At 59.9% G+C, this 25,091-nt stretch carries 26 protein-coding genes and 1 other RNA gene; 11 read left to right on the forward strand and 16 right to left on the reverse strand.

Annotated elements, in window-relative coordinates:
- Positions 1-7: 7 nt before the first annotated feature.
- Positions 8-814: an inositol monophosphatase family protein gene (locus tag K6118_RS02400; protein WP_247118615.1), complete on the reverse strand. Its 807-nt coding sequence runs from the start codon at positions 812-814 to the stop codon at positions 8-10.
- A gap of 64 nt (positions 815-878) precedes the next feature.
- On the reverse strand, positions 879-1,442 hold the full coding sequence (efp, locus tag K6118_RS02405) for an elongation factor P (RefSeq protein ID WP_247118616.1): 564 nt from the start codon (positions 1,440-1,442) through the stop codon (positions 879-881).
- Between the two features lie 368 nt (positions 1,443-1,810).
- On the opposite strand from efp, the gene K6118_RS02410 reads away from it, so the two are divergent.
- The 3 genes from K6118_RS02410 (at position 1,811) to K6118_RS02420 (ending at position 4,728) form a co-directional block, all read left to right on the forward strand.
- On the forward strand, positions 1,811-3,349 hold the full coding sequence (locus K6118_RS02410; RefSeq protein ID WP_247118617.1) for a methyl-accepting chemotaxis protein: 1,539 nt from the start codon (positions 1,811-1,813) through the stop codon (positions 3,347-3,349).
- Between the two features lie 124 nt (positions 3,350-3,473).
- Entirely contained in the window at positions 3,474-4,037 is a 564-nt protein-coding gene (locus tag K6118_RS02415; RefSeq protein WP_247118618.1) for a hypothetical protein, read from the forward strand.
- Positions 4,038-4,236: 199 nt separating this feature from the next.
- Positions 4,237-4,728 (forward strand): DoxX family protein, encoded by a 492-nt coding sequence (locus tag K6118_RS02420; protein WP_247118619.1) that lies wholly within the window; start codon positions 4,237-4,239, stop codon positions 4,726-4,728.
- Positions 4,729-4,798: 70 nt separating this feature from the next.
- Here the strand turns inward: K6118_RS02420 and thiE are convergent, their stop codons facing one another.
- Complete coding sequence (thiE, locus tag K6118_RS02425) at positions 4,799-5,431, reverse strand: thiamine phosphate synthase (RefSeq protein ID WP_247118620.1); 633 nt, start codon at positions 5,429-5,431, stop codon at positions 4,799-4,801.
- A gap of 109 nt (positions 5,432-5,540) precedes the next feature.
- On the reverse strand, positions 5,541-6,461 hold the full coding sequence (locus tag K6118_RS02430) for a class I fructose-bisphosphate aldolase (protein ID WP_247118621.1): 921 nt from the start codon (positions 6,459-6,461) through the stop codon (positions 5,541-5,543).
- Between the two features lie 353 nt (positions 6,462-6,814).
- Between K6118_RS02430 and K6118_RS02435 the strand changes: the two genes are divergently transcribed.
- Positions 6,815-7,129, forward strand: coding sequence for a trypco2 family protein (locus tag K6118_RS02435; protein WP_247118622.1), 315 nt, complete (start codon positions 6,815-6,817; stop codon positions 7,127-7,129).
- Positions 7,130-7,146: 17 nt separating this feature from the next.
- Here K6118_RS02435 and K6118_RS02440 read toward each other — a convergent pair whose 3' ends face one another.
- From K6118_RS02440 to tkt, 3 genes are all read right to left on the reverse strand, one after another.
- On the reverse strand, positions 7,147-8,310 hold the full coding sequence (locus K6118_RS02440; protein ID WP_247118623.1) for a phosphoglycerate kinase: 1,164 nt from the start codon (positions 8,308-8,310) through the stop codon (positions 7,147-7,149).
- A 72-nt stretch (positions 8,311-8,382) separates the two neighbouring features.
- Positions 8,383-9,390, reverse strand: coding sequence for a type I glyceraldehyde-3-phosphate dehydrogenase (gap, locus tag K6118_RS02445; RefSeq protein WP_247118624.1), 1,008 nt, complete (start codon positions 9,388-9,390; stop codon positions 8,383-8,385).
- Between the two features lie 52 nt (positions 9,391-9,442).
- Positions 9,443-11,446 carry a transketolase gene (tkt, locus tag K6118_RS02450; RefSeq protein WP_247118625.1) on the reverse strand — a complete coding sequence of 668 codons (2,004 nt, stop codon included), beginning with the start codon at positions 11,444-11,446 and terminating at the stop codon, positions 9,443-9,445.
- A gap of 280 nt (positions 11,447-11,726) precedes the next feature.
- On the opposite strand from tkt, the gene K6118_RS02455 reads away from it, so the two are divergent.
- The 7 genes from K6118_RS02455 (at position 11,727) to K6118_RS02485 (ending at position 15,753) form a co-directional block, all read left to right on the forward strand.
- Positions 11,727-12,230: a hypothetical protein gene (locus tag K6118_RS02455; protein ID WP_247118626.1), complete on the forward strand. Its 504-nt coding sequence runs from the start codon at positions 11,727-11,729 to the stop codon at positions 12,228-12,230.
- Positions 12,231-12,232: 2 nt separating this feature from the next.
- Positions 12,233-12,550, forward strand: coding sequence for a cell division protein ZapA (locus K6118_RS02460; protein ID WP_247118627.1), 318 nt, complete (start codon positions 12,233-12,235; stop codon positions 12,548-12,550).
- 8 nt (positions 12,551-12,558) lie between these two features.
- Positions 12,559-13,320 (forward strand): class I SAM-dependent methyltransferase, encoded by a 762-nt coding sequence (locus tag K6118_RS02465; protein WP_247118628.1) that lies wholly within the window; start codon positions 12,559-12,561, stop codon positions 13,318-13,320.
- Between the two features lie 67 nt (positions 13,321-13,387).
- Positions 13,388-13,550: non-coding RNA, 6S RNA (ssrS, locus tag K6118_RS02470), on the forward strand.
- A gap of 48 nt (positions 13,551-13,598) precedes the next feature.
- Positions 13,599-14,198: a 5-formyltetrahydrofolate cyclo-ligase gene (locus tag K6118_RS02475; protein ID WP_247118629.1), complete on the forward strand. Its 600-nt coding sequence runs from the start codon at positions 13,599-13,601 to the stop codon at positions 14,196-14,198.
- A 60-nt stretch (positions 14,199-14,258) separates the two neighbouring features.
- Positions 14,259-15,080, forward strand: coding sequence for a TIGR00282 family metallophosphoesterase (locus K6118_RS02480; RefSeq protein ID WP_247118630.1), 822 nt, complete (start codon positions 14,259-14,261; stop codon positions 15,078-15,080).
- 46 nt (positions 15,081-15,126) lie between these two features.
- A complete protein-coding gene (locus tag K6118_RS02485) occupies positions 15,127-15,753 on the forward strand; it encodes a GNAT family N-acetyltransferase (protein ID WP_247118631.1) in 627 nt (208 codons plus the stop codon).
- 4 nt (positions 15,754-15,757) lie between these two features.
- Here K6118_RS02485 and K6118_RS02490 read toward each other — a convergent pair whose 3' ends face one another.
- From K6118_RS02490 to K6118_RS02530, 9 genes are all read right to left on the reverse strand, one after another.
- Positions 15,758-16,255 carry a hypothetical protein gene (locus K6118_RS02490; RefSeq protein WP_247118632.1) on the reverse strand — a complete coding sequence of 166 codons (498 nt, stop codon included), beginning with the start codon at positions 16,253-16,255 and terminating at the stop codon, positions 15,758-15,760.
- 41 nt (positions 16,256-16,296) lie between these two features.
- Complete coding sequence (locus K6118_RS02495; protein ID WP_247118633.1) at positions 16,297-17,055, reverse strand: MOSC domain-containing protein; 759 nt, start codon at positions 17,053-17,055, stop codon at positions 16,297-16,299.
- A gap of 6 nt (positions 17,056-17,061) precedes the next feature.
- A complete protein-coding gene (locus K6118_RS02500; protein WP_247118634.1) occupies positions 17,062-17,484 on the reverse strand; it encodes a hypothetical protein in 423 nt (140 codons plus the stop codon).
- 11 nt (positions 17,485-17,495) lie between these two features.
- The gene (locus tag K6118_RS02505; RefSeq protein WP_247118635.1) at positions 17,496-18,308 is read right to left on the reverse strand and encodes a LytR/AlgR family response regulator transcription factor; all 813 of its coding nucleotides are present in this window, start codon (positions 18,306-18,308) and stop codon (positions 17,496-17,498) included.
- Positions 18,305-19,585: a sensor histidine kinase gene (locus tag K6118_RS02510; RefSeq protein WP_247118636.1), complete on the reverse strand. Its 1,281-nt coding sequence runs from the start codon at positions 19,583-19,585 to the stop codon at positions 18,305-18,307. The genes K6118_RS02505 and K6118_RS02510 overlap by 4 nt, the downstream gene beginning before the upstream one ends.
- Before the next feature lie 24 nt (positions 19,586-19,609).
- A complete protein-coding gene (locus tag K6118_RS02515; RefSeq protein ID WP_247118637.1) occupies positions 19,610-20,725 on the reverse strand; it encodes an efflux RND transporter periplasmic adaptor subunit in 1,116 nt (371 codons plus the stop codon).
- A gap of 37 nt (positions 20,726-20,762) precedes the next feature.
- On the reverse strand, positions 20,763-23,867 hold the full coding sequence (locus K6118_RS02520; RefSeq protein ID WP_247118638.1) for an efflux RND transporter permease subunit: 3,105 nt from the start codon (positions 23,865-23,867) through the stop codon (positions 20,763-20,765).
- Positions 23,868-24,031: 164 nt separating this feature from the next.
- The gene (locus K6118_RS02525; protein WP_247118639.1) at positions 24,032-24,508 is read right to left on the reverse strand and encodes a DUF6491 family protein; all 477 of its coding nucleotides are present in this window, start codon (positions 24,506-24,508) and stop codon (positions 24,032-24,034) included.
- 60 nt (positions 24,509-24,568) lie between these two features.
- Positions 24,569-25,042 (reverse strand): hypothetical protein, encoded by a 474-nt coding sequence (locus K6118_RS02530; protein ID WP_247118640.1) that lies wholly within the window; start codon positions 25,040-25,042, stop codon positions 24,569-24,571.
- Positions 25,043-25,091 lie beyond the last annotated feature (49 nt).

Below are 25,091 nucleotides of genomic sequence, written 5' to 3' on the forward strand. Positions count from 1 at the left end.
CCGGGGCTTAGCTCTGCTTGCGGCGGGCGCGCTTGATGACACGTTCCATCGGAGCGTGCAGCCGGTCGTTGGCGGCAATAAGGTCGCCCCGCTTCAGGATGTCGGTACCGCCGGTGATGTCGGTCACATACCCGCCAGCTTCACGCACCATCAGGATGCCCGCGGCGATATCCCACGGCTGGAGGCCGCTTTCCCAGAAGCCGTCATAACGACCGGCAGCGACATAGGCGAGGTCGAGGGCGGCCGAGCCGAAACGGCGGATGCCGGCAACCGACGGCATGAATTCGGCCATTTCCGCCATGAAGACATCATGGCCTTCACGGCCCTTGAACGGGATACCGGTGGCCAGAAGCGCAGCTTCCATCTTGTCCCGGCCGGAGACGCGCAGGCGCGAGTCATTGAGGTAAGCGCCCTGGCCTTTTTCGGCCCAGAACAGCTCATCCATGATCGGGGCGTAGGTGACACCGGCCGTGATCTCACCATGCTCCTCAACCGCCACGGTAATGGCGAAGTGCGGCAGGCCGTGCAGGAAGTTGGTGGTGCCGTCGAGCGGATCGATGATGAAGCGCACGTCATCGCGCTTGCCCTTCACCTCGCCATGCTCCTCCATCAGGAAGCCGAAGTCCGGGCGGGCCCGGTGCAGTTCTTCAAACAGCAGCTTTTCAGCGCGCTTGTCAGCGATGGTGACAAAGTCAGCCGGGCCTTTTTTCGAGACCTGAAGCTGTTCGACTTCGCCAAAATCGCGGCGCAGGTTGCGGCTGGCTTTCATCACGGCAGAAACCATCACGTTGATGAGCGGTGAACGGCGAGCCATCGGCTTTCTCCTGGGGAAATGGGGTTACTCAAAACAATGAAAAACGTAAGGCGCAGCGCGGAGATTAATCCGCGCGGCTCGAATATTCGCGTTCACCGGTGTTGACGATGATACGGTCGCCGACGTTGACGAACGGCGGCACCATGATGCGGAGACCGTTCTCAAGGATCGCAGGCTTGTAGGAACCCGATGCGGTCTGGCCCTTGATCACCGGCTCGGTTTCGGTGACCTCTAAGGTCACTTTTTCCGGCAGCGCCACGCCAAGCGGGGTATCGCCATGAAACTCGATGGTGACCTTCATGCCATCCTGAAGGAACACGGCGTCGTCGCCGATGTCTTCCGCGGAGATGGAAATCTGCTCGTAGGTTTCTTCGTCCATGAAGGTGAACATGTCGCCTTCGGCATAGAGGAACTGATAGTCCTTCTGCTCCAGGGTAACGCGTTCGACTTTCTCGCTCGAGCGGAAACGCTCATTCAGTTTGGTGCCTGAGACCAGGTCTTTCAGTTCCACCTGCAGGTAGGCGCCGCCTTTACCAGGCTGGGTGTGGGCGATTTTGGTCGCACGCCACAAACGGCCCTGATGCTCAATTACGTTACCCGGACGGATAGAGTTGCCGTCGATCTTCATAGAACACCTCTTTAGATCGCATGAGTGTCAAAGAACAAAGTTTGGGCGCGTGTAACAGATTTGCCCCAGCTATGCAATCTTCCGTGCGTGCTTTTCTCCTTAGTCACAAGCGGGACAGCCACATTCCGCCTCCCGGCATTCCTTCACGCGGTCGTGACGCCAGGCCAGTCAATCCTTCTTGTATATAATGCCACCACTGGTATATATTTTCCCGTAACGCGTTCAGGACCCTCAGGCAAAACAAGAGGCTGGGTTGCCCCATCCGGCCCCTCCCTTTGTGACATGAGAAAGGTCTCCCCATGGATTCTACGACATCCGCGCATAGCTCAACCTCCCTGTACCACCAGCCCCTGACCGGGGAACTGCCAATGACCGGGGAACGGCCCCAGCCTTTACCCGAAATCGCCAGCGTTGCCCCGGCGGTTCTCAACAGCCTGCCAGCCGCCGTGATGCTGTGCGACCGGCGCACTTTCGCCATCGCCTACGCCAACCGCAAAAGCGTGGAGATCGTGCGAGAGCTGAAGCCCTGGCTGCCCGATCATGTCGACCCGGACAATCTGGTGGGGACCAACATCGATACGTTTCACAAGAACCCGGCCCACCAGCGGCGCCTGCTCGCGGACGATAGCAACCTGCCGCATTCGACGATCTTCCGGATCGGTACCGAATTCATTGAACTGACAGTGGATACCGTCGGCGCAGACAGCGACATGCTCAGCGTCTGTTGGGCCATTGTCACCAAGCGCGAGATGCTGCAGCAAATGGTGCAGACCATGCCACTCAACACCATGCTCGCGGACCCCGAGACGCTTAAGCTGACCTTCATCAATGAGACCAGCAAAAGCACGCTGAAGCGGGTGGAACATCTGCTCCCGGTGAAGGTGGACGAGATGGAAGGCCAATGCATCGACATCTTCCACAAACACCCCGAAGGCCCGCGCCGCATCCTGTCAAACCCCGACAACCTGCCCCACCACGCCGTCATCCGGCTGGGGGACGAATATCTGGACCTGAATGTCGCCGCGATCCGGGACAGACACGGCAGCTATATCGCCCCCATGCTGAACTGGTCGATCAGCACTGAGAATGTGCTTATGGCCCGCGATGTACGGGACGTAACTGCGATTGTTCAGGACGGCAGCGTGGAAATGAAGACCGAAGCCGAAAAGATGGTGAACCATACCGGCAACGGCGCCAACCGCACCCTGGCCATCACGGAGCATACACAACAGACCCAGGACCTGTTCAACTCGGTCTCCGCCGCGACCGAAGAACTGACGTCTTCGGTTGGTGAACTCCGGGACTCGATCCGCCGCTCTGAGGAGATCGCCGGAGACGCCACCAACCAGGCTGACACGCTGAATGACCGTGTGGGACGGCTTGAACAGGCCGCCAAGGAAATCGGCGGCATCGTCAAGCTCATCGACGATATCGCAGGCAAAACCAATATGCTGGCGCTCAATGCCACGATCGAAGCAGCACGCGCAGGGGAGGCCGGACGCGGTTTCTCGGTCGTCGCCAATGAAGTGAAGGCGCTTGCCAAACAAACCAGTGATTCGACCGCCCGTATTGCGCAGGCCATCAACGAAATCCGGACCGAGGTCACGAGATCAAGTGAAGACATCGGCCGTATCGTCGAAGTGATCCGAACCCTCAATGAAACCACGCAGGAAACCCGGCACGCGGCCGAGCAGCAAAGCGTCGCCACCCAGGAGATATCCAACGTCATCCACCAGGGGAGCGAGGCCATGGAGAATGTCGCCAAGAATGTCGCCGGGCTTCTGGACCAGAATGTCAACGTGATCGCCTCCGCCATTCGAGTGCTTTGGAAAACCGAGGATATGCTGGCACCGAGCGCAGCACTCCGGGAGAAAGTCGGACACTTCCTGAAGGATAGCGGCATGTAAGGGGGCACGGCCCAAACGGTCATCACGGGCGTACCACATATACGTGTAGCTGCGTGATTGGACGGTGCGTGCTGCGGCCCCTAGCCTCGCGATACTTCACCCAAACCGCAAAGGTCTATCCTCGATGAAAAAACGCTTTCTCGCCGTCCTGCCCGGGCTGATGCTCATAAGCCTCCCGGCCATGGCTCATATTGACCTGATCACCCCCAAACCGCTCATGAGCGGCCATGGTCTCCATGACACTGCCCTCAAAGCCGCTCCTTTCGGTGCGCCTGGTGTCGATGCGGCGAGCGCCAAGCCCACTGTGGTCAAGGCCGGGTCCACCATCGATCTCCGGCTCAAGGTCTATAAGGTGCATCCGGGGGAGATTGTGGTTTCCTACACGCGTGACATGGAAGGCGAAGATGTGTTCCCGGTCTATGACATCGCCAGCCTGAAAACGCCGATCCCGCACAAGAATGTGCTTTTGCAGGCGTCCGCACCCTGCAGCCCGACGGTCGGCTGCACCAGCGCGGCCTCGGATGCACCTGAATTCCACGCCCAGGTCAAACTGCCGGATATAGAAGGCGATATCATCCTGGTCGTGCGCCAGGTCATGCGGGACAAAGTTCATGTCGCTGCGGACGGCTCAGCCGACCTGTCCGAGGCTTATTACCACCAGGCGGCCAAGCTGCGGCTCGTTCGCTAGAACCACCTCACACGTTTCTGCGTCATTCGCACCAGCCTTAAGGGGTCCCTTTCTCTCCAGAGGGGACCCCACTTCATGTGTTGCAATATTGCGAACACAAAGTGGCAAACTAAGCGATTTATTTTCGCATGAACGAAACGCATCTTTGTCTCAAGCGCAGGGGCCGTATGGAGCCCGGCCACATGCAAGGAGACAAGACATGACGCACGCAACGCAAACCACTGACATCACCACGACCACAGGCCCGTTCGGCCTGCCGACGCTTGAGGGCATCCTCGGCCGCTTCTCGGATGTCGGCGAAACCATGGCCCGGGTCGTGACCGGCGCCTTCCTGATGCCGCACGGTGCCCAGAAGCTGTTCGGCCTGTTCGGCGGCTACGGACTGGACGCCACCGGGCAGTTCTTCCACGACCAGCTTGGTTTCTCGAACGGCTATCTGGCTGCGCTCGGTGCCGGGTCGGTGGAGTTTTTCGCGGGTGGCCTGCTCGCGCTCGGGCTCTTTACCCGCTCGGCTTCGATTGCCATCACCGTGATGCTGCTGGTGGCGTCGACCGTGCATTTCGGCAACGGTTTCTTCTGGCCGGAAGGCGGCTTTGAATATCCGATCCTGTGGGCGGTGATGGCCTTCAGCTTCGCGCTTAAAGGTGCTGGCAAGGTCAGCCTCGACCGCCTGTTCGGCCTCAAATACTGACGCCTAAACCCACAAACGCGAAAAGGCCGGGATGATCCCGGCCTTTTTCATGTCTGCGCTGGCAGAAAGATCAGCCCTTCAGTGCCTTGTTGAAGGCCTTAACCGCTGCAGCAGGCCCTTCGTGATGGTTCCAGACCGACGAACAGGCGGCGACGAAATGCGCGCCCGCGTCTGCCAGTTCCTTGCAGTTTTCCGGTGTGATGCCGCCGATGGCCACACAGGGCAGCTCGGTCACTTCATCCCACACGGTCAGGATATCCTTTTCCGGCCGGTGTTCGGTCAGCTTGGTTTCTGTCGGGAAGAAAGCCCCGAAGGCAACATAGTTGGCGCCCTGTTCACCCGCGGAAAAAGCCAGGTCCATGCTGTCATGGCAGGTCACACCGATATCCTTGTTGTGTCCCAGCAGGGTCCGCGCTTCGGGCACGTCCATGTCGTCCTGGCCCAGGTGCACACCGTCCGCATCCACCGCAGCAGCGATATCGGCGCGGTCATTGATCAGAAAAGCCACTTCGTGCTTTTCACACACCGGCTTCAGCGCCTCGGCCGCCGCGATGAAGTCCTCGTCGCTCACGTCCTTCAGGCGCAGCTGGACGCAGGCCACCTCGCCTGCTGCGAGCGTCTCATCGAGAAGCTTGGCGAACGCAGTCACGTCGTCGATTTTGTCCGGTGTGATCAGGTATAGCTGGCAATCGTTTTCGGCCATGGTTTTCTTAAGTCCGTCTAGATAATGAAACCCCTCCCCCGCGTATGCCACAGGGAAGGGGCGAAACAAAGTTTAAAGCGGCCCGGCACCAAGGCCAGGCCCAAAAGCCTTAGGCTTTGCCTTTGTAGATGTCGATGATCTGGTCGAGCATCGCAAGCGCTTCCTCGCGCGGGCGCTGGAAGGTGTTGCGGCCGATGATCGAGCCGTTACCACCACCGTCGCGGATCGCGCGGGCGTCATCATAGATGCTGTCCTTGCCCTTGGTGGCACCGCCCGAAAAGACGACGAGACGGCGGCCAGCAAACGAAGACTGCATGACATGGGCAACACGGGCGGCCTGGGTCGAGATATCGACACCGGTCTCTTCATAAACCTTCTTGGCTTCCGGCTGCTCAAGGTGCGCGGTCGGCAGCTTGACCTTGATAATGTGAGCGCCAAGTTCGGCAGCCAGATGCGCGGAGTATGCGCAAACATCAAGGGCGGTTTCGCCTTCTTTCGAAAGCTCGCCACCGCGCGGGTAGGACCACAGAACAACGGCCAGGCCCTTGGCTTTGGCTTCTTCGGCGATCATCTGGAACTCTTCAAACAGGTCCAGCGCATGGTCGGAGCACGGGTAAACCGTGAAGCCGACGGCCGAGCAGCCGAGGCGGATGGCATCGTCAACCGAAGCGTTGATAGACTGGTCCTTGGTGGTGGCCCAGCTGTTGGAGCTGTTGATTTTCAGGATCGTCGGGATCTGACCGGCGAACGTGTCGGCACCAGCTTCCAGCATACCGAGGGTCGAAGCATAGGCGTTGAGGCCTGCGTCGATGGCGAGCTGGTAATGATAGTGCGGGTCATAGGCCGCCGGGTTGACGGCGAACGAGCGCGCCGGGCCGTGTTCGAAACCCTGGTCCACGGGCAGGATGACCATCTTGCCGGTGCCGGCCAGTTTGCCGGTGCAGAGGATGCGCGCGAGGTTGGCTTTGGTGCCGGGATTGTCGCTCTCGTAATTGGCGAGAATCTTCTTAACGGTTTTGGTGACTTTCATGTGGGGCCCCCTAAAGGAAGTAACTTGTTTTTTATGAATGGTTACAAGGCGGGTTCTTAATACATAAACTGGGCCCTTGGCGCAACGCCGTATCGACACAAAAACACGCCTTTTTCCCTTATTTTCTGCGCCTTTTAGGCATTTCTGCCATTGTCAGCGCTGTCATTTTGAAATGGGAAAAACCGTCATAAAAAGGCCCCCATAGAGGGACATACTGATCTGCTGCTGAACGTCAATGATAGACCTTCATGCCGATGAGGGATGGTCTTCTTGCTTTGTAGCTCGCCGCTCAAACCACTATGCTATGGTTCACCATCTAATTAAGTGAACCCATCGCATAGTGAGATGACCTTATGAAACTCGAAGAGTTTGTTAAGCAGACACTATTAGACATCACTAATGGTGTCTCGTCGGCCCAAGCAGCATCACCTTCTTGGATTGCCCCTGGCCGCGTTGAGGGTAAGAAAGTGATGTCCCCTCAAATGGTATCGTTTGAGGTTGCCGTCACTGTTAGCAAAGAAGGGGGAGGCAGTATTAACATCTGGTCAGTTGCCGAAGCGGGCGGAAAGGCCAGCTCTGAGCACACGAATAAGATATCGTTCGACGTTCCGGTCTATTTTCAGGCACGGAAAGTAAGCGGCGCATCCAGCGATACATCGCTTACTTAATCATTTAGAAGGCTGCCTCAGCCGAGCGCGACCACGCCTGGAAGCGCCTTGCCTTCCATCCATTCGAGGAAGGCACCGCCTGCGGTGGAGATATGGGTGAAACTGTCCTTCACACCGGCGTGGGCGAGCGCCGCCACCGTATCGCCGCCACCGGCGACGCTGAGGAGCTTGCCCTCGTCCGTGAGCTTGCCCGCGGCTTTGGCGAGCGCGACGGTCGCGGCATCGAAGGGCGTCAGTTCAAACGCACCCAGCGGGCCGTTCCATACCAGCGTCTTGGCGCCCTCGAGCACGCCGATCAGTTCGGCAACCGACTTGGGCCCGGCGTCGAGGATCATCTCATCCGCGGCGACTGCGGTCGCGGGCTTCACCTCATGGGCGGCATTGGCCTTGAATTCCTTCGCGACGACCACGTCGCTCGGGATATGGACCTTGCAGCCCGCGGCCTTGGCTTCCTCGATGATCTTGAGCGCGGTGTCCTTGAGGTCCTTCTCGCAGAGGCTGGCACCGACATCGATGCCTTCCGCGTAAAGGAAGGTGTTGGCCATGCCGCCGCCGATGATCAGGTGATCGACCTTGGCGACGAGGTTGTGGAGGACGTCCAGCTTGGTGGAGACCTTGGCGCCGCCCACCACCGCGACGACCGGACGGACCGGCGCGCCGAGGGCTTTTTCGAGCGCTTCCAGCTCGGCACCCATGGTTTCGCCTGCGACCGACGGCATCAGGTGCGCGATGGCTTCGGTGGAGGCATGCGCCCGGTGTGCGCAGGAGAAGGCGTCGTTCACGTAAATGTCGCCAAGGGCTGCGAAGCGTTTCGCAAGCTCGACATCGTTCTTTTCCTCACCCGGGAAGAAACGGGTGTTTTCCATCACCACCACGTCCGTGTCCGGCAGGGTGTCACCGAGCTCCGCGAAGCCGACTTCGCGACCCAGCACTTTGGCAAGCGCGGGCACGACCGGCTTCAGCGACATTTCCGGCACCACCTGCCCCTTGGGGCGGCCGAAGTGCGCAAGGAGGACCGAGCGGCCACCCTTGGCGGCGATCGCATCCACGGTGGGTTTGACGGCTTCAAGGCGCGTGTCGTCGGTTACGACGCCGTCCACCATCGGCACATTGAGGTCGACCCGAACAACGGCGATTTTGCCGGTAAGGTCGCCAAGGTCAGCAATATGTTTAAAAGCCATGATACAATGCTCCCAATACAGAAAAGGGCGGCCCGATAGACCGCCCTATATAAAGTCTGTGCAGCCCCGGGCTTAGCCCAGTTTCGCCATCGCAACTGCGGTGTCGGACATACGGTTGGAGAAGCCCCACTCGTTGTCGTACCAGGTCAGGATGCGAACGAACTTGCCGTCGATAACCTTGGTCTGGCTGGCATCGAAGGTCGAGCTGTTCGGGTTGTGGTTGAAGTCGATCGAAACCGCCGGCATGTCTTCGTAACCCAGAACACCCTTGAGCGCGCCTTCGGAAGCAGCCTTGATGGCAGCGTTGATTTCGTCCGCGGTGGTGGCACGGCCGGCATCAAACTTCAGGTCAACCATGGAAACGTTCGGGGTCGGCACGCGAACGGCCGAACCGTCCAGCTTGCCAGCCAGCTCCGGCAGCACCAGGCCAACGGCTTTGGCGGCACCGGTCGAGGTCGGGATCATCGAAAGGGCTGCGGCGCGGGCGCGGCGCGGGTCCTTGTGAAGCGTATCCAGAACCGGTTGGTCACCGGTGTAGGAGTGAACCGTGGTCATGTAACCGCGCTCGATACCGACGAGGTCGTTGAGGACCTTGGCAACCGGCGACAGGCAGTTGGTGGTGCAGGACGCGTTGGAGACGATCTTGTCGTCCGCGGTCAGGGCACTGTGGTTAACGCCGAAAACAATGGTCTTGTCGGCATTGTCGCCCGGTGCGGAGATCAGGACTTTCTTGGCACCCGCGGTCAGGTGCATGGCAGCCTTGTCGCGCGCGGTGAAGATGCCGGTGCATTCCATCGCTACGTCGATTTTCTCTTCGGCCCACGGCAGCTCTTCCGGGTTGCGGATCGCGGTGACGCGGATGCGGTCGCCGTTGACGACCATAAAGTCACCGTCTACAGAAACCTCGCCATGGAACGGACCATGGACGCTGTCGCGGCGCAGAAGGTAAGCGTTCATTTCGACATCGCCGAGGTCGTTGATGGCAACAACCTTGATGTCGGTACGGCCGCTTTCATAGATGGCACGCAGCACGTTCCGGCCGATACGGCCAAAACCGTTGATGGAAACACGAACAGTCATCGGGGGTCCTCCACAGTCAATAGGGCATTAGAGATTAAGAGTTTGCCTTGGTTTAAAACTTCTCACGAACGGCTGCAACAACGGCAGCTGACGTAATGCCGAAATACTCATAAAGCGCTTCCGCAGGCGCCGATGCGCCGAAACGGTCAATACCGATATTCACACCATCGAGGCCGGTGTAACGCTGCCAGCCGAAGGTGCAGGCCGCTTCGATCGACACCTTGAAGGCGTCAGCCGGAAGAACGGAGGCCTTGTAGGCTGCGTCCTGTGCGTCGAAGAGCTCGGTGCACGGCATGGAAACCACGCGGGTCGGGATGCCAGCTGCTTCAAGCTGGGCGCGGGCGTCAGCGGCGATCTCAACCTCGGAACCAGTCGCGATGATCACGGCCTTCGGCGCACCGCCAGTGGCCTCATGGAGTACATAGCCGCCCTTGGCGCAGAGGTTTTCTTGGCTGTGGGTCAGGCGCTGCTGCGCAAGGCCCTGGCGGGTGAGCGACAGAACGCTCGGCGTGCCCTTGGATTCCATGGCCAGCTGCCAGCATTCAGCGGTCTCGACCGCATCACACGGACGGAAGACATTGACGTTCGGCATCGCGCGAAGGCTTGCCAGATGCTCGATCGGCTGGTGGGTCGGGCCGTCTTCACCGAGGCCGATGCTGTCGTGGGTCATGACATAGACCACACGCTGTTTCATCAGCGCCGCGAGGCGGATCGCCGGGCGGGCATAGTCCGTGAACACCAGGAAGGTGCCGCCATACGGGATATGCTGGTTATAAAGCGCCATCCCGTTCATGGCCGCGGCCATTTCGAACTCACGGATACCGTAATACATGTAACGGCCGGTGAAATCGTCCGGCGTGATGCCGTCGGTCTGGCTGGTCTTGGTGAGGTTCGACCCGGTCAGGTCGGCGGAACCGCCGATGGTTTCCGGGACAACACCGTTGATGACTTCAAGCGCCATCTGGCTGGCCTTGCGGGTCGCGACCTTGACGGGCTCAGCTACCAGCTTGGCTTTATAGTCGTTGATGGCGGCGTCGAAGCCCTTGGGCAGGTCCTTATTGAGGCGGCGCTGCAGGTCTTCTTTCACGAAGTCATCGAGGCCTTCGTATTTCTTCTTCCACTCTGCCGTCAGGCTGGCACCCTTGGCACCAACAGCGCGCCAGGCATCCATGATTTCAGCCGGAACTTCAAACGGCGCGTAAGGCCAGCCGAGGAATTCACGCGCGGCGGCGATTTCAGCATCCCCAAGCGGCGAGCCGTGCGTCGCGGACGTGCCCTGCTTGTTGGGGGCGCCGTAGCCGATGGTGGTGCGGCAGGCAATCATCGACGGCTGGTCGCTTTCCTGCGCAAGACCAAGGGCAACTTCGATGGCTTCAGGGTCGTGGCCGTCAACGGCCTGAACGTGCCAGCCCGCAGCTTCAAAGCGCGCGGCCATGTCTTCGCTGGTCGAAAGATCGGTCGACCCATCGATCGAGATCGAGTTGTCGTCCCACAGGAGGATCATCTTCGACAGCTTCAGGTGGCCAGCCAGCGAAATCGCTTCCTGGCTCACGCCTTCCATCAGGCAGCCGTCACCGGCGATCACATAGGTGAAGTGATCGGTGATGTCAGCGCCATATTCAGCATTCGAAAGACGCTCGGCAATCGCCATGCCGACCGAGGTGGCGACACCCTGACCCAAGGGGCCCGTGGTGGTTTCAACGCCGGGGCATTCACCGAATTCCGGGTGACCGGCGGTCGGGCTGTGCAGCTGGCGGAAATTCTTGATGTCCTCAAGGGTCGGGTGTTCATAGCCCGTGAGATAGAGGAGCGAGTAAAGAAGCATCGAGCCATGACCTGCCGACAGCACGAACCGGTCGCGGTTCGGCCAGGTCGGCCACTTGGGGTCGAAACGCAGGAATTTCGAGAAAAGAACCGTCGCCACATCGGCCATGCCCATCGGCATCCCGGGGTGGCCAGAATTGGCTTTCTGGATCGCATCCATCGACAGGGCGCGGATCGCATTGGCCATGTTGTTGTGGAGGGTATCTTCTTGGCTGATTTCCGTATCGTGCATCTTACTTTTTCTTAATTGGGGCCCATGGGCGTGGCGGCTCAAAAAATTTGCGCCAAAATGGCCGGGAAGGCCACTCTAGTCAACCTTTGAAGGGGTTTTAATGCCCCCTCCGCCCAAGTTTATCGCCATATGGAACATACCGGTGATTGACGGGCACAGGCGAGAACCCCTATCTTCAAGGGCAAGACGCCGGAATAACGGCCTGATATCAGGCCCGTAAGGCTGTTCCGGTCCATAAGCGCTGGCCACATTGCCGGGCGCGGCGGGGGATAACGCAAGAATGACCGACACACGTAATAACCAGGTACTGGAAGCCGCCCGGACGCGACTCGAAGCCGCGCTTTCACGCCTTGCCCAAGGCGTTGCCACCTCGCGGGAGGCAATGAGCGCCGCCCATGAGATGGCTGAGGAAAAACGCGCCCTCGGGGACCGCATCGCCCGCCTTGAAGGCGAGAACCTGAAACTGCATGAGCAGGTCGCCACTTTGTCGCTTGCCGCACCCTCATCGGGGGATGCCGATGCACGCCTGCAGGCTGCCCTCGAGGAAAAAGCAGCGCTGGAGCAGAATTACCAGCTTCTCAAGCGCCAGTATGCCAGCCTCCAGGATGAGCTGGAGCTGGCGGAAAACGCGCCTGCCACCAGCGCAGGCGGCGACGCTGACCTAGCTGCCGAAAACGCCCGCCTCAAGCAGGAAGTTGCGGCACTGAAATCCGAGCGGGACAGCATCCGCGCCGAGCTTGACGATGCCATCGCCGAGCTTGAAAACATGATTGTGGAGGCCTGAAGATGGCGCAGATTACAGTTTCGGTGAACGGCAAGACCTACCCGCTCGCCTGCGCGACCGGGGAAGAGGAACGCCTTCACAAGCTCGCCTCTTACGTGGACGCCAAGACCAAGGACCTGAGCGGCAAGCTCGGCCATGTCGCGGAAAGCCGGCTTCTTTTGATGGCCGCGGTACTGATTGCCGACGAACTTCACGATGCTTTGGAGAAGGATGGCGGCCCCGGCCTTCTGAGCGCGCTCAGTGAAGAAGACCTCGCTTCCGTGCTCAATGAAGTCGCCATGGAAGTCGAAGGCATTGCGGATCGGCTCGCGAACGCCTGAGGCACACCGTGGCGCAACATTCGATCAACCTGAAAACCGCTGAAACGACGGAACTTCGCTCTTTCGAAGCCATGCTGCTGGCGCAGCCCAAAAGCCCCGATGTTGCCAGTGCTCTCATGAAAATCCATGATGAATTGGCCGCGCGCGAATTCCCGGATCTTCAATATCAGGACTATTTGCGAGCCCGCCACGATAGTGGGAAGGTAGGCGCCTACCTGGAAGTGGGCGTCCGCTGGGGTGATGCACTGAAGCTTGCCCGTCCTGGCTGCAAGGCTGTCGGTGTCGACCCTGCCTTCGATATCAAGGTGCCGCTGCCGAGCGCCCCGGAGCTTTATGCCCAACTGAGCGATGATTTTTTCTTCGAGCATACGGAACGCTATACCGGCTTCTTCGATCTCATCTTCCTCGACGGCTTGCACGAAGCCCGGCAAACCGCAAAAGACATCTACCATGCCCTCTCCGTCCTGAAGCCGGGCGGGGAAATCCTGGTACATGACGTCCTGCCGATCTCGCTTGCCATCACCACCCCGAGCCAGAAAACCCGTTTCTGGACCGGCAATGTCTGGCAGGCCGCTTACGCCTTTTGCGACCGCGACATGCCGCTGAAATGGGAATTTGTCGATGCCGCACCCAGCGGTTTGTTCCGCCTGTACGATATAGACCCGGCCTTCCGTCCGTCCCGGGCCCGGATCATGCAACGGGTCGCGGAAGCTGGTGCCATGACGTTCGCGGATGCGCCTGCCCTGCTCGGATTCCTGCGGGGTCTTTAAGCCTAAAATCAGCAAGCTTATCCTCGCCCCTCTTGCATAAAGCGCGGCAAAGCGTAAATAGAGGGGGCGGGTACTGCGCTGTGCGCAAGATATGCAGTCATCCCCGGGGCCATAAATACTCCGAGGGAGCTGTCCCTGGGCCGGACCGTGGTCTGGCCTATTTACGGCGCCCACCTGATTTATCAGGCATCGGAGGAGACAGACGTCAACGCGGCAGAGGTGGTCCCGCACCCTACCCTTTTCCGGCCAGACTGGCCATTCGCTATATCAGGACTTTCATGACCGACCCAAAACATGAAAAGCATGAGCTGAGGCTGAGCGCCAAGCGCCTGCGGGCAGGTGCCAAGGCCATGCTGGGGCTGAAGGCCGCGGAAGACGCCGCCACGCACGGCATGAAGCTTCTGTCCAGCTTCGAGAAACATGCGGTCATCGGTGCCTATTGGCCGATGGGGGATGAGATGGACCCCCGCTTCCTGATGCAGGCGCTGGAACGCGCGGGCTATGGCCTTGCGCTGCCCGCCGTTACCAAGCAGCACGCGCCGTTGACCTTCCGCCGCTGGGGGCTTGGTGACCCACTTATTGAAGGGGACCATGGCACGCTGGCCCCCGCGGATGATGCGCCCGAAGTGGTGCCCGCGGCGCTCATCGTGCCGCTGCTGGCGTTCGATGCCGACTGTTACCGCCTGGGCTGGGGCGGCGGTTATTACGACCGCACACTGGCCGCAAATACGGAAATGAAGGCTTTTGGCTTTGCGTACGGCGCCCAATTCGTGGATCATATGCCGAGAGACGAGCATGACTGGCCACTTCAGGGCGTTATCACCGAGACCGGGGTTGTCCTGCCGCGCAAAACGTTAGGCGCGCACGGCCACAGCTAACCAATAATAAAACAGGCAGGCGCCCCTCTGGCAGCCGCCCCGATACGACAGAGGCATTTTATGCGACTTTTATTCTTAGGCGATTTGATGGGCCGCTCGGGCCGCACCGCGGCGATCGACGCGCTGCCGGACCTTCGGGAAAAGCTGAAGCTGGATTTCGTGGTGGTGAACGGCGAAAACGCCGCATCAGGCTTCGGGCTAAACAGCAAAATCTCGGGCGCTGTCATCCAGGCGGGCGCCAACGTGATTTCCGGCGGCAACCATACGTTCGACCAGAAGGAAATCCTGACCATCATCGGCGAGGACAACCGCATCCTCCGCCCGATCAACTATCCGGAAGGCACGCCAGGACGCGGCTACGGCATCTATGACGCCGGGCGCGGCCGCAAGGTGCTGGTGATCAACGCCATGGGCCGGGTGTTCATGAATGCACTCGACTGCCCATTCCGTGCGGTCGACAAAATCCTCAAGAACTACCGCATGGGCATGGGCTGCCCGGTCAGCGCCATCCTTGTCGACTTCCACGGTGAAGCCACGTCAGAGAAAATGGCGATGGGCCACTTTCTGGACGGCCGCGTGAGCCTGGTGGTCGGCACCCACAGCCATATCCCGACCGCGGACTGCCAGATCCTGCCGAAGGGCACCGCCTACCAGACGGACGCGGGCATGTGCGGCGACTATAACAGCGTCATCGGCATGGATAAGACCGAGCCAATCAACCGCTTCCTCACCCGCATGAACAAGGAACGCTATACCCCGGCAAGCGGGGAAGCCACCGTGTGCGGCACCTTCGTCGAAACCGACGACAAGACCGGCCTCGCCAAACGCATCGAGCCGGTCCGCCTCGGCCCGCGGCTGATGGAGCATATGCCGGAAGTTTGAGTTCGACCGTCCCCGCCCTATCTCACACACTGTCAGGAAGGGGACCATGGCAAACGACAGCAAAATACCGATTACCCGAACAGAGGTTTCCGCTGAAAAGGCTGAAGCCATAAGGCAGGCCGTGCGGACCGCAACCGGTGTGCCGACTGTTGAAGACCAGTCCCGACTGGCCACACCCGAGGATGCCGACGCCTTCCATGCCTTCCTGATGGACCCCGCGGTCCATGCGCCCATCTATCTGCTTCCCCGCCCCCTGACGCCTGAAACCGTCCGGACTTTCATCCGTGACCATCAGGCGGAACAGGAAAAGGGCGAGGGGCTGTTGGCCCTCAACTTCTGCGCGGACGGCACCATCACCGGCTATAGCGACCTGACGATATGGCCAGACTGGGCGGCGGGGGAGATGAGCGGCGCGGTGCACCCGGCACAGCAAAGCCAAGGCCGAGGCCTCAAAGGCGCGGCCATCGCGTTCGGCTGGATGTTCGACACGCTCGGAATCGACCTTCTGTGTGAAACCGCCGCGCTCGACAATATCCGCACTGCCAAGCTGCTCGACCATCTGGGCTTCACCCGCAGGGGCGAGGTTCTAAGCACCCGCCCCGACGGCAGCACGCGGCCCTCGCTCGTATGGGAAATCACCAAGGATAGCTGGGCGAAACGGACAAGCCGCTGATGCCCTACCTCAACTCTATTTTGACGGTATCCGCCGGGTATTCCTGCCCATATGGGTCGACCGTCACGACAAGCGTATCCTTGCCCGAGAAGCTAAGGCTTCCCTGATAGACATGATACCTGGACCACAGCCTCTTGCGTGTTTCAAGAACCCCGAAAAAAGTCTGTGTTTTCTCCAACACCAAACCAAAATCCGTGGTTGCCCCTGCGTTGGTCCTGACCAATTGAAAGTGCGATCCACCCTGATTGACGGAAGCAACAACATCGCGGCCGACTGCATTCGAAAATGCCGAGCCCAGAAACGCCATCAAGAGCGACACCAAAACACCAAGCACTGCAAATGTCATGGCGATACCACGCCACAGGCCTTGGCGGACCATTCTGGCAAACACCACCATGGCCAGCCCTATCAAGAGCCAGGAAATAACAACTGCTGCAGTATTTGCATTGCTACTCTTGAAATATAGATCGACTGGCCAACCACTGAGAAACAGGGCGGGCATCGCGAGCCCGAGGAAAAATATCCACGATGTCCCGGTCCCCCTCATGGCCACGAAAGCCTATCCCCGGGGCGGATCGTGCCGCCTGTCTCCACCACGCCGTAAACGCCCATGAGGTTAGCACCGAAACGCTTGGCCAGCGTCTTGGGCAGGTTCTGGTCATATTCGGCGGTTTCCAAGTTCACATTCGTGGCGTGGCAGCGGACGATGGGCTTCATCAGCGAGAAGCGCACGCCGCCAATGGTGAAGCTGCTTCCTGCCTCCCACTCCCGCTCGGCCCAGGCAGGCAGGTCTTCGAGGTGGATGTTGGCGCGGAAGCGGAGCGGGTCGAGTTCCTCCCCAACCTCATCTGACAAAGCGCGGACGCTGGCGAGGTTAAGGACGGACAGGCATTTCTCCGGCACGTCCGAGAACATATGGCCCGCAGCAGTCACCAGTTTGAGCGCGCCCTTGGCTTCATCGCCAATGAAATCCATCAGGAAGGCTTCAAGCCGGGCTGCGTCATCCGCGCGGTCGAGCCATCCGGCATAGACCACCTCACCGCCGTGTGTGAGCGTCATATGCCGACCGGTGTCATCGAAGCTGGGCCTGAGGGCCGCGAGCTTGGCGTGAGTCATTAGCGCCAGGAATTTTGTTTTAGAGAGATGGACGGGGGCGGCGGGGTCAAAGACCGTCTCACCGTGGCGGATAGCGAAGGCGCGGTCGCCCGGAATGGCCTCACCGGGCTGAAGGCTCACGCTGTCAAGCGCCTGCCCGTTCAGCCCCTTGACCGGATAGCGCATAATGGCGGCAACGCTTGCCATGGCTTCCTACCCTGCTTTGCTTTTGTATGAAAAATAAGCTGAAATTATTGCACCTAGTGCAGAGAATATTGCGGCAGCAACACTCACCTTGTTCCAGACTTTTTGGACATCTTGTCTTCTAGCTTCCGCCTCATCTCTTGCGACAGAAAAAGTCATGCCTCGTGCATCTTTATACGAAAAGAAGTAACGGCACTTTTTATGAGCCAATTGTGAGCGTTGTGGTGCCCCAGTCACACCTTCCTGCCATTGTTCCAAACCACAAACCAGCCAAAGGTTCCCTTTGGACAAGAAGTCATAATTGGCAGCCCTTACGTCCGCTCGTTCATTATCTCTCAAAGAAAACACATGTTCCTGTCCATCATCTGTGCACATTCTTTTAGCACAGAAGTGACAACTCAGGCAGTTCTTGGTTCTTAGCAATCCCATCACATTTCCCGCCCCTAAAGGAACCGCCCGATGACGTCCTTGTAGGAGCGGCTGACCTTCAGTTCGGTGCCGCTTCTGAGCGTCAGGAAGCATTCGCCGTTCGAGTGCGGGCGCACTTCCTTGACCTGATCGAGGTTGACGATGGTGGAGCGGTGCACGCGCTGGAACACCTTGGGGTCCAGCCGTTTTTCCATGGTCTTCATGGTCTCACGCAGGATGTGCGTCTTGTCGCCGACATGGATGCACATATAGTCGCCCGCCGCGTCGATATATTCGACATCGGCGATATCGACGATGGTGATGTGCCCGCGGTCCTTGATGCGGAGGTGCGGATCAAAGCGCTGGTCATGATGCTCGACCGGTTTCTCCAGAATGGCGGTCAGCGCCTCCTTGGGCGGGCTGTCCATGCCTTCGATCAGCTCCACCAGCTTGGCATTCTGTTCGATGGCGAGGCGCTGGCTGATGGCGTCCCGCACGCGGGTGAGGGCTTCGGCGAGCCGCTCCTCCTCCACCGGTTTAAGGAGATAATCGAGCGCATGGGCCTCGAACGCGTCGAGCGCATATTGGTCATAGGCGGTGACGAACACCACAAGCGGGATTTCCGCCTCGCCCACCAGCGAGCGCAGCACCGAAAAGCCATCGAACCCCGGCATCTGGATATCCAGGAACACAAGGTCGGGCTTCAGTTCCTTGATGAGGCGGACGGCCTCCCGCCCGTTCGACGCCGTGCCGACAATGTCGATATCATCAAACGCTTCAAGGCGGATGGTCAGGCCGCGCACGGCCAGCGGTTCGTCATCGACCAACAACGTTCTGATTTTGCTCATGTCCGTAGTCTCCCAGCTTCGTTTTTCCGGGCGGGCTTCTCGGAGGGTTTCAGCGCCCGCTTCTCATGTTCACATGGTATGACGATGGTGATGGATAGGCCAGAGGGGGTAAGGTTCTGCAGGATAAAGCGGTAGTCGCTGCCGTAAATCTGCAACAGCCGTTCCTTGGTGTTGACGATACCAACACCGGACCCCGACTGGCTGACGATATTATTGATGTCCGGCAGGCCCGGCCCCGTGTCCGCCAGCACGACCTTAAGCTTGTCGCCCTCAACACGGGCCGACACCGAAACGCTGCCGCCTTCCTCAGCCGGGGCGACGGCATATTTGATGGCGTTTTCGATCAAGGGCTGAAGAAGCAGGCTGGGGATCAGCGCCGACTTGGCCCTCTCCTCAATATCGAATTCCAGGTGCAAGCGGTCGCCGAACCGGACCTTCTCGATTTCGAGATAGAGCTCGAGCGCATAAAGCTCCTGCTCCAGCGTCACCCGGTGGGTCGGCTGGTTGACGAGCGTGTAGCGCAGGAAGGACGACAGCTTGGTCAGCATCTTGTTGGCGTCGGTGACCGACTGGTCCAGCACCAGTGTCGAAATGGCATTCAGGGTATTGAACAGGAAGTGCGGGTTCAACTGGTACCTGAGCATCTTCAGCTGCGCCTGGTGCGCCATCGCCGTCGCCTTCAGGGCCTGCGCCTGCTGTTCCTGAAAGCCGCGGTAATAATGATAGCCGAAATAAATGGACGACCAGGCGAACAGCACGGTCGATTCAAACATGGCGTTGCCGAGCCGCTGCAAGCCGCGGTAGGGCTCCAGCCCCGGCATCACATAGGGCTGGATCATCAATTCGCCCGCGGAATAGAAGGCGCCGAGGATACCGCTCGCGATAAAGACCGTCACCAGAACGGCGATCAGGTTCATATTCTGCACGCGCTGATACAGGTAGCGGAGACCGACGGTCATGACAAAACCGATCAGCGTCGCGGCCAGCACCATGGTGAAATATTGCTCGAAGTCCCAGCCGTTGACCATCCACTGGAACATGCGGACGAAGCTGTAGCCGATCCAGCCAACAATCTGGAAAATCCAGAAAGTGCGTTCCTTGCTGCCAAAAAGATTGTCCATACTCGGCCCTGCCCCCGCCTTATCCATGACCCAACCGAGATCAGGTACAGGATCGGCGAAAGCCTGACCGCCAAGACCCTGCGCCCGGTGAGACGCAGGGGCATTATGGGTGTCTGCACGCCCGCTGCCAACCATGTTTTTTGACGTATCGTTCATCAAGTCACTCAAAACACAGGGGTCTTATAAGCTCGCCCCTGTCGGAGCAGCCGCATCGGCCGATATGGGTTCCTTCAGTTTCACCGGCTGGCCCGACCGCAGGCGTTCCCCGCCCCGGACCACGACACGGTCGCCGTCGGCAATATCGCCCGCGACCGCGACCTCGTCACCGACCGCAGCACCGGTCGAAACCGTCACGCGTTCGGCGGTATTGTCGCCCTTGAGGCGGAAGACATAGGTGCCTTCCCGCCTAAGCACCAGCGCATCACGCGGCACGGCGACCACATGCTCAGCCGCTTCGGACGGCACACCGACCTGCACGGCGGACCCCACCACATAAGCGCCCTTCGGCAGCGCCACGCGAAGCTGCAACGTCCGGCTGACCGTATCGCCCACCGGGATCAGCGCGCGGATATGGGTCGGCATCACCTGGCTGTCATGCCGGAGGTGGACGGCCTGCCCATCTTTCAGAAGCGCCGCCAGCGTCACCGGGGCCTGGGCCGACACTTCAAGATGCTCGGTATCCACCAGCCGGACGATCTGCGCGCCGGGGGAAGCATATTCCCCGATCTGCGACAGGCGGGCGACAACCCGGCCCGGGAAAGGCGCGCGCACGGTGGCGCGGTCAAGGTCGGTTTCAGCCTGGGTTACGGCAACGCGGGCCTGCGCCAGTTCCTCCTGGGTCATCTCAAGCGTGCTTTGGGCTTCCTCAAGCCGGCTTGCGGGCGCGCTGCCCCGCGCCGCCAGTTCGGTTTGGCGTTTGAGGTCGGCGCGGAGATAGTCAAGCCGGGCCTCAAGCCGCCGTACCTGGGATTTGCCGCGCGCGAGCGTCAGCTTCAGGTTCCGGTCATCGATGCGGGCGATTGGCTCCCCGGTCTTCACCAGCGTGCCTTCGGGCGCGACCCAGGTGATCTGGCCTGAAATCTGCGCGGCGATACGGCTGTCGTTCCGGCTGACCACCGTACCAGGCACATAGGTTTCAGGCGCCATCATCGCCGCGTGGGCGGTTGCCACCTCAACCAGTGCGGGCCTTGGCTGCTCTTGGGCTGTGGCAGGCACTGTCATCAGTCCCGCCGCCAGAAGGGCCGCGGCCATCAGGCCACGCGGGCGAACGCCTTTTTCTGTCTGTGTGTTCAACATGGTCTTTCCTCGCATTGTTATATTATTCAGCGTTGTCTCATTCTGCGGGCCGCAATTTGCGGCGGCCCAGAAGGCGCGCGATGAAGCTGGTCAGCGCACCAAATTCACCAAAACGCAGCAGGCATGGCAGCAGTACCAGCGTGAACAGGGTCGACACGCTCATGCCGCCGACGATCGTTGTCGCCATCCCGCGGTAGATGGCACTGCCCGCGCCGGGGAACAGCACCAAGGGCAGCATGCCCATGATGGAGGTCAGCGTGCTCATCAGGATGGGCCTGAGGCGCAGGGAGACCGCGCGTTCGATCGCCTCATCCCGGCTCATGCCCTCGGCCTCGCCCTGGCGGGTCTGCGCCACCAGCAGGATGGCGTTATTGACCACAAGACCCAGAAGGATGATGAAGCCGATCATGGTCAGGAGGTCGAGCGGCGCGAAGGCGAACAGGTTCAGAAGCCTCAGCGCCAGCACCCCGCCGACGGTGGCGAGCGGGATGGTGATGACCACCATGATCGCATCCTTTGGCGAACGGAACAGCGCCGCCAGGATCATGAACAATAGCCCGAGCGCCAGCACGAAGTTGAGCGTGAGCGACCCGACCGCGCGGGCGAGCGCGTCGGCGCTGCCGCCATAGCTGATCACGGCATCAGAGGGCAGAAGCGGACGGATTTGCGGTTCCACCTTGTCCTTGAGGATATGGATCATGTCCTCAAGCGCCATACCGTCCGGCTGGTTGATGTTGAAGCTGATGGTGCGCTTGCGGTCCAGCCGCTGGATGGTGGTGGGGCCGACCCCGCGTTTGATGGTCACCAGGTCCCCGAGCGGCACGGTGCCGCCACGCGGCGTCGCGATCGGGATACTGGCGAGCTTTTCGGGGTCAGACCAGTCCTGCGATTTCAGGATCATGTCCATGCGCTTTTCGCCGTCAAAATACTGGCCGAGCCACAGGCCGTCGCCCACCGCGCGGACGATCCGGGCGGCATCGTCACGGGTGTAGCCGACTTCCGCCAGCCGCCGGTCGTTGGGTTTGATGTCCAATTCGGGCGAGATGACGTTCGGGTCCGGGTTCGGCCGGGCCTGCGCACCTGGGATGGCGTCAGCGATCAGCTGCATGGTCTTGGCCGTGGCGTTCCTGAGCGCATCCAGGTCACGGGACTGGATATTGAGCTCAACCGCCCCGTTGCCGCCGAAGCCGCCGAACAGATTGCCCTGCTGGGCGAACACCTGCACATCCGGGAAGCCAGCCAGGATCTTCTCCTTCACCAGCTTTTCAAGCTCACCAACCTTGGACTGGTCCTTGGCGCGGATGCCGAGGGTCCCGCCCTGCCCGTTCGGGAAGGTGATGATGTAATAGTTCCTGAGCGCGGGTTCCTTCTCCCCCTTCATATAGGGTTCGAGCCGCTTGTTGATCACCTGGGCGATTTCCTTATCCACCGTCTTGGCGTTGGCGCCCGACGGGAACTGCATGAAGGCATCAACCGCGTCGCGCTTCACAGGCGGCAGATAGTTGAGGTTCGGCAGAAGCGCCCAGCTGAGGAGACCGGAGCCCGCCACAAGCCCGGTCACGAGCGCGATCCGCCGCGTGGGTGTGCCGGTGAGCTTCATGAGGCCCGCCGCAAAACGTTTGGTGCGCGGGCTGTTTTCATCCCCCATCGGCAGCTTCTTGAGCCAGTGCTCGGCCGCAACCGGCAGGATGGTCACCGCCACGATAAGCGATATGGCGACCCCGATGGCGATGGTAAGCGCAAGGTCGGCGAACAACTGGCCTTCCACGTCCTTCAGGAACAGGATCGGCACGAAAATCGCCACCGTCGTCGCGGTCGACGCCAAGAGCGCGCCCCACACCTGCGAGGCACCGAGGAGCGAGGCCACGCCTGGCTTTTCACCGCGCTCCCGAAGCCGGACGATATTCTCAAGCACCACGATGGCGGCATCCAGCACCATGCCGGTCGCGAACGCCATCCCGGCGAGCGAGATCACGTTCACGGTTCGGCCGAAAAGCGCGAGCACGATGACGGTGGTGAGCAAACACACGGGAATGGTCATGGCGATCAGAAGCGTCGCGCGGGCATGACGCAGGAACCACCATAGGACGGCGATGGCCAGCACCACCCCGGCCATCAGGTTGCCCATGAGCAGGTTGATCGCCCGGTTGATGAAGACAGATGGGTCGAAGGATTTCTCGATCTTGATGCCCTTGCCCGCCAGAAGCCCGGCATTGAGCTCATTCACCTTCTCGGTAAGCTTGTCGATGGTCGCAAGCACGTTGGCGCCGGATTCCTTCATCACCTGCATGCCGATGGCCGGGTTGCCATTCTGGTAAACCACCTGCGTCGGCTTGGGCGGCGCCACCCGGACGGTGGCGATATCACCGAGGTGCACAGGCTTGCCGTCCCGCCAGTCGAGAATAAGGTTCCGAAGTTCATCGGGCTCATACCGGCCTTTGAAGTTGAGGAGATAACGCCTGCGGCCGACATCCATATAGCCGCCCGAGGTATCGGTGGTGCGGCCGATCCTGCCGGCGAGGTTGGTGATATCGATACCAAGCTGGGCCGCGCGGACAGCGTCAAACTCGATCTGGAGCTGGTTGCCGCTGCCGTAGGACTGCACATCGACACGCGCCACCCCCGGCACGGATTCTAGCTGGGGGACCACTTTGTCCTCGATGAAGGTGGTATATTCAGCGGGCTTCAGCTTGCTGTTCTTCTCGAACTGACTGAACAGATAGATCAGCGTTTCGCCCTGATTGTTGCCGCCGTTCATCAGCACCTGCGGGCGTTCGGCATCAGCCGGCAACGGGCGCAGGCGATTGAGGCGGCTGATCACATCGATGAGCGCCCGGTCCATGTTGGTGCCCAGGTTGAACTCAAGTGAAATGAAGCCGGAGCCGGAGTTGGAATAGGACCGCATCTCATGAATGCCGGTCAGCCCCTGCATGACCTCCTCGATGGGGTCATTGATCTCGGATTCGATCTCCCCCGGGCTGGCAGCGCGCCAACTGGTGAAGATGCCCAATTGCGGGCGGTCGATGTCCGGGAAAAGCTGGACGGGCAGGCGGAAAAGCATCACGCCGCCCAAGACAAGCGCCATCATCGTTATCACGATGACAGCGGCCGGATTCTTCAGGCTCTTTTCTGTCAGTTTCATGAGTAGGGTCCTCGCCGAGAGTGTTTTTTTATCTCACCCTTAGCGGTATGACCCCACAGTCGCGGTCATGAAACTTGATTGCGATAAATCGCCCGGCGCCTGCGACAAGCCGTCCCAGGCGCGGATTTTCGCCCTATTTCAGGCGGCAGAAGTGGAACCAAGGTTTATTTTTCCTTGGTGTCCTTGGTGTCTTTACGTTTCATTTCCTCGAACTTGCCTAGCCCACAGCTGGCCCATTGGTTGGCCGAGCTGTCGAGCACGGTAATGATATCCAGGCTGCAAAGCTGGCTCATCGAGGTTTTGTACATGAAGCGGCGTTCAAACCCGAGCCGAGGGCACTTGTTCGGCAGGCGGTTCAGATATCCAGTGCCTGCTGACGTGCGGAAAAAGATCGTCTGATCGTCGATCACGTTCGAATCCCGCATATGACCGATTGGAATGCAGGATCTTACTGCCCCCGTCAGCTCATATTTTTTCATGAGATCGGCCATCCGCTTTTCGGCGCGGGTCGTCGGTTCTTTTGCCGTGGCAGTGGCTGCAGGTTTGTCCTTGTCCTGTTTACCGTCATCTGCGAAAGCGGTTCCGGCGGTCATGGCAAAGGCAACGCCAGCTACACATGAAACGATCATCTTGTTAATCATTGTCTCACCTTTCCTGTCGGCCCTGCCTGTCACGCGCGGTGCATGCCCGCAGGAGCCAGCCTATTTGTTGGCGTCGGCCTCTCCGTCTTGTCCGGCCCCTTTATCCTCACCCTTCTTGGCATCGTCACCCTTCGGCTTTCGCTTCATCACCTCGAACTGGCCAAGGCCACAGCTGGCCCATTCGCGGCCAAAGCTGTCGAGTACGGTGATGATATCGGTGCTGCAAAGCTGACCGATCCAGACCTTGTAGGCAAAGCGCCCTTCCTGGGCGAGCCGCGGACATGCGTGCGGCAGGCGGTTCATGTAGGCGATATTGCCAAGGCCCGAAAAAAAGATGGTCTGATCATCGATGATGGAAGAATCCCGCAGGAAACGGAGCGGGACACAATGTTTGGTCTCGCCCGTTTTTTCATATTTCTGCATGATTTTGGCGAGATGTTCTTTCGCCCGTTTTTCCATTTTGCCTTCGGCGGAAGCGGAGGTCGCCGCTAATGCGATCATCAAAATGGCGGAACCAATTACCCTAAACTTCATCGTCTTTTCCTGTGACTATGCCGCTTTCCTGACACCATAGGCGGCGAAG

The sequence above is a fragment of the Kordiimonas marina genome (assembly GCF_023006325.1).
GTDB lineage: Bacteria > Pseudomonadota > Alphaproteobacteria > Sphingomonadales > Kordiimonadaceae > Kordiimonas > Kordiimonas marina.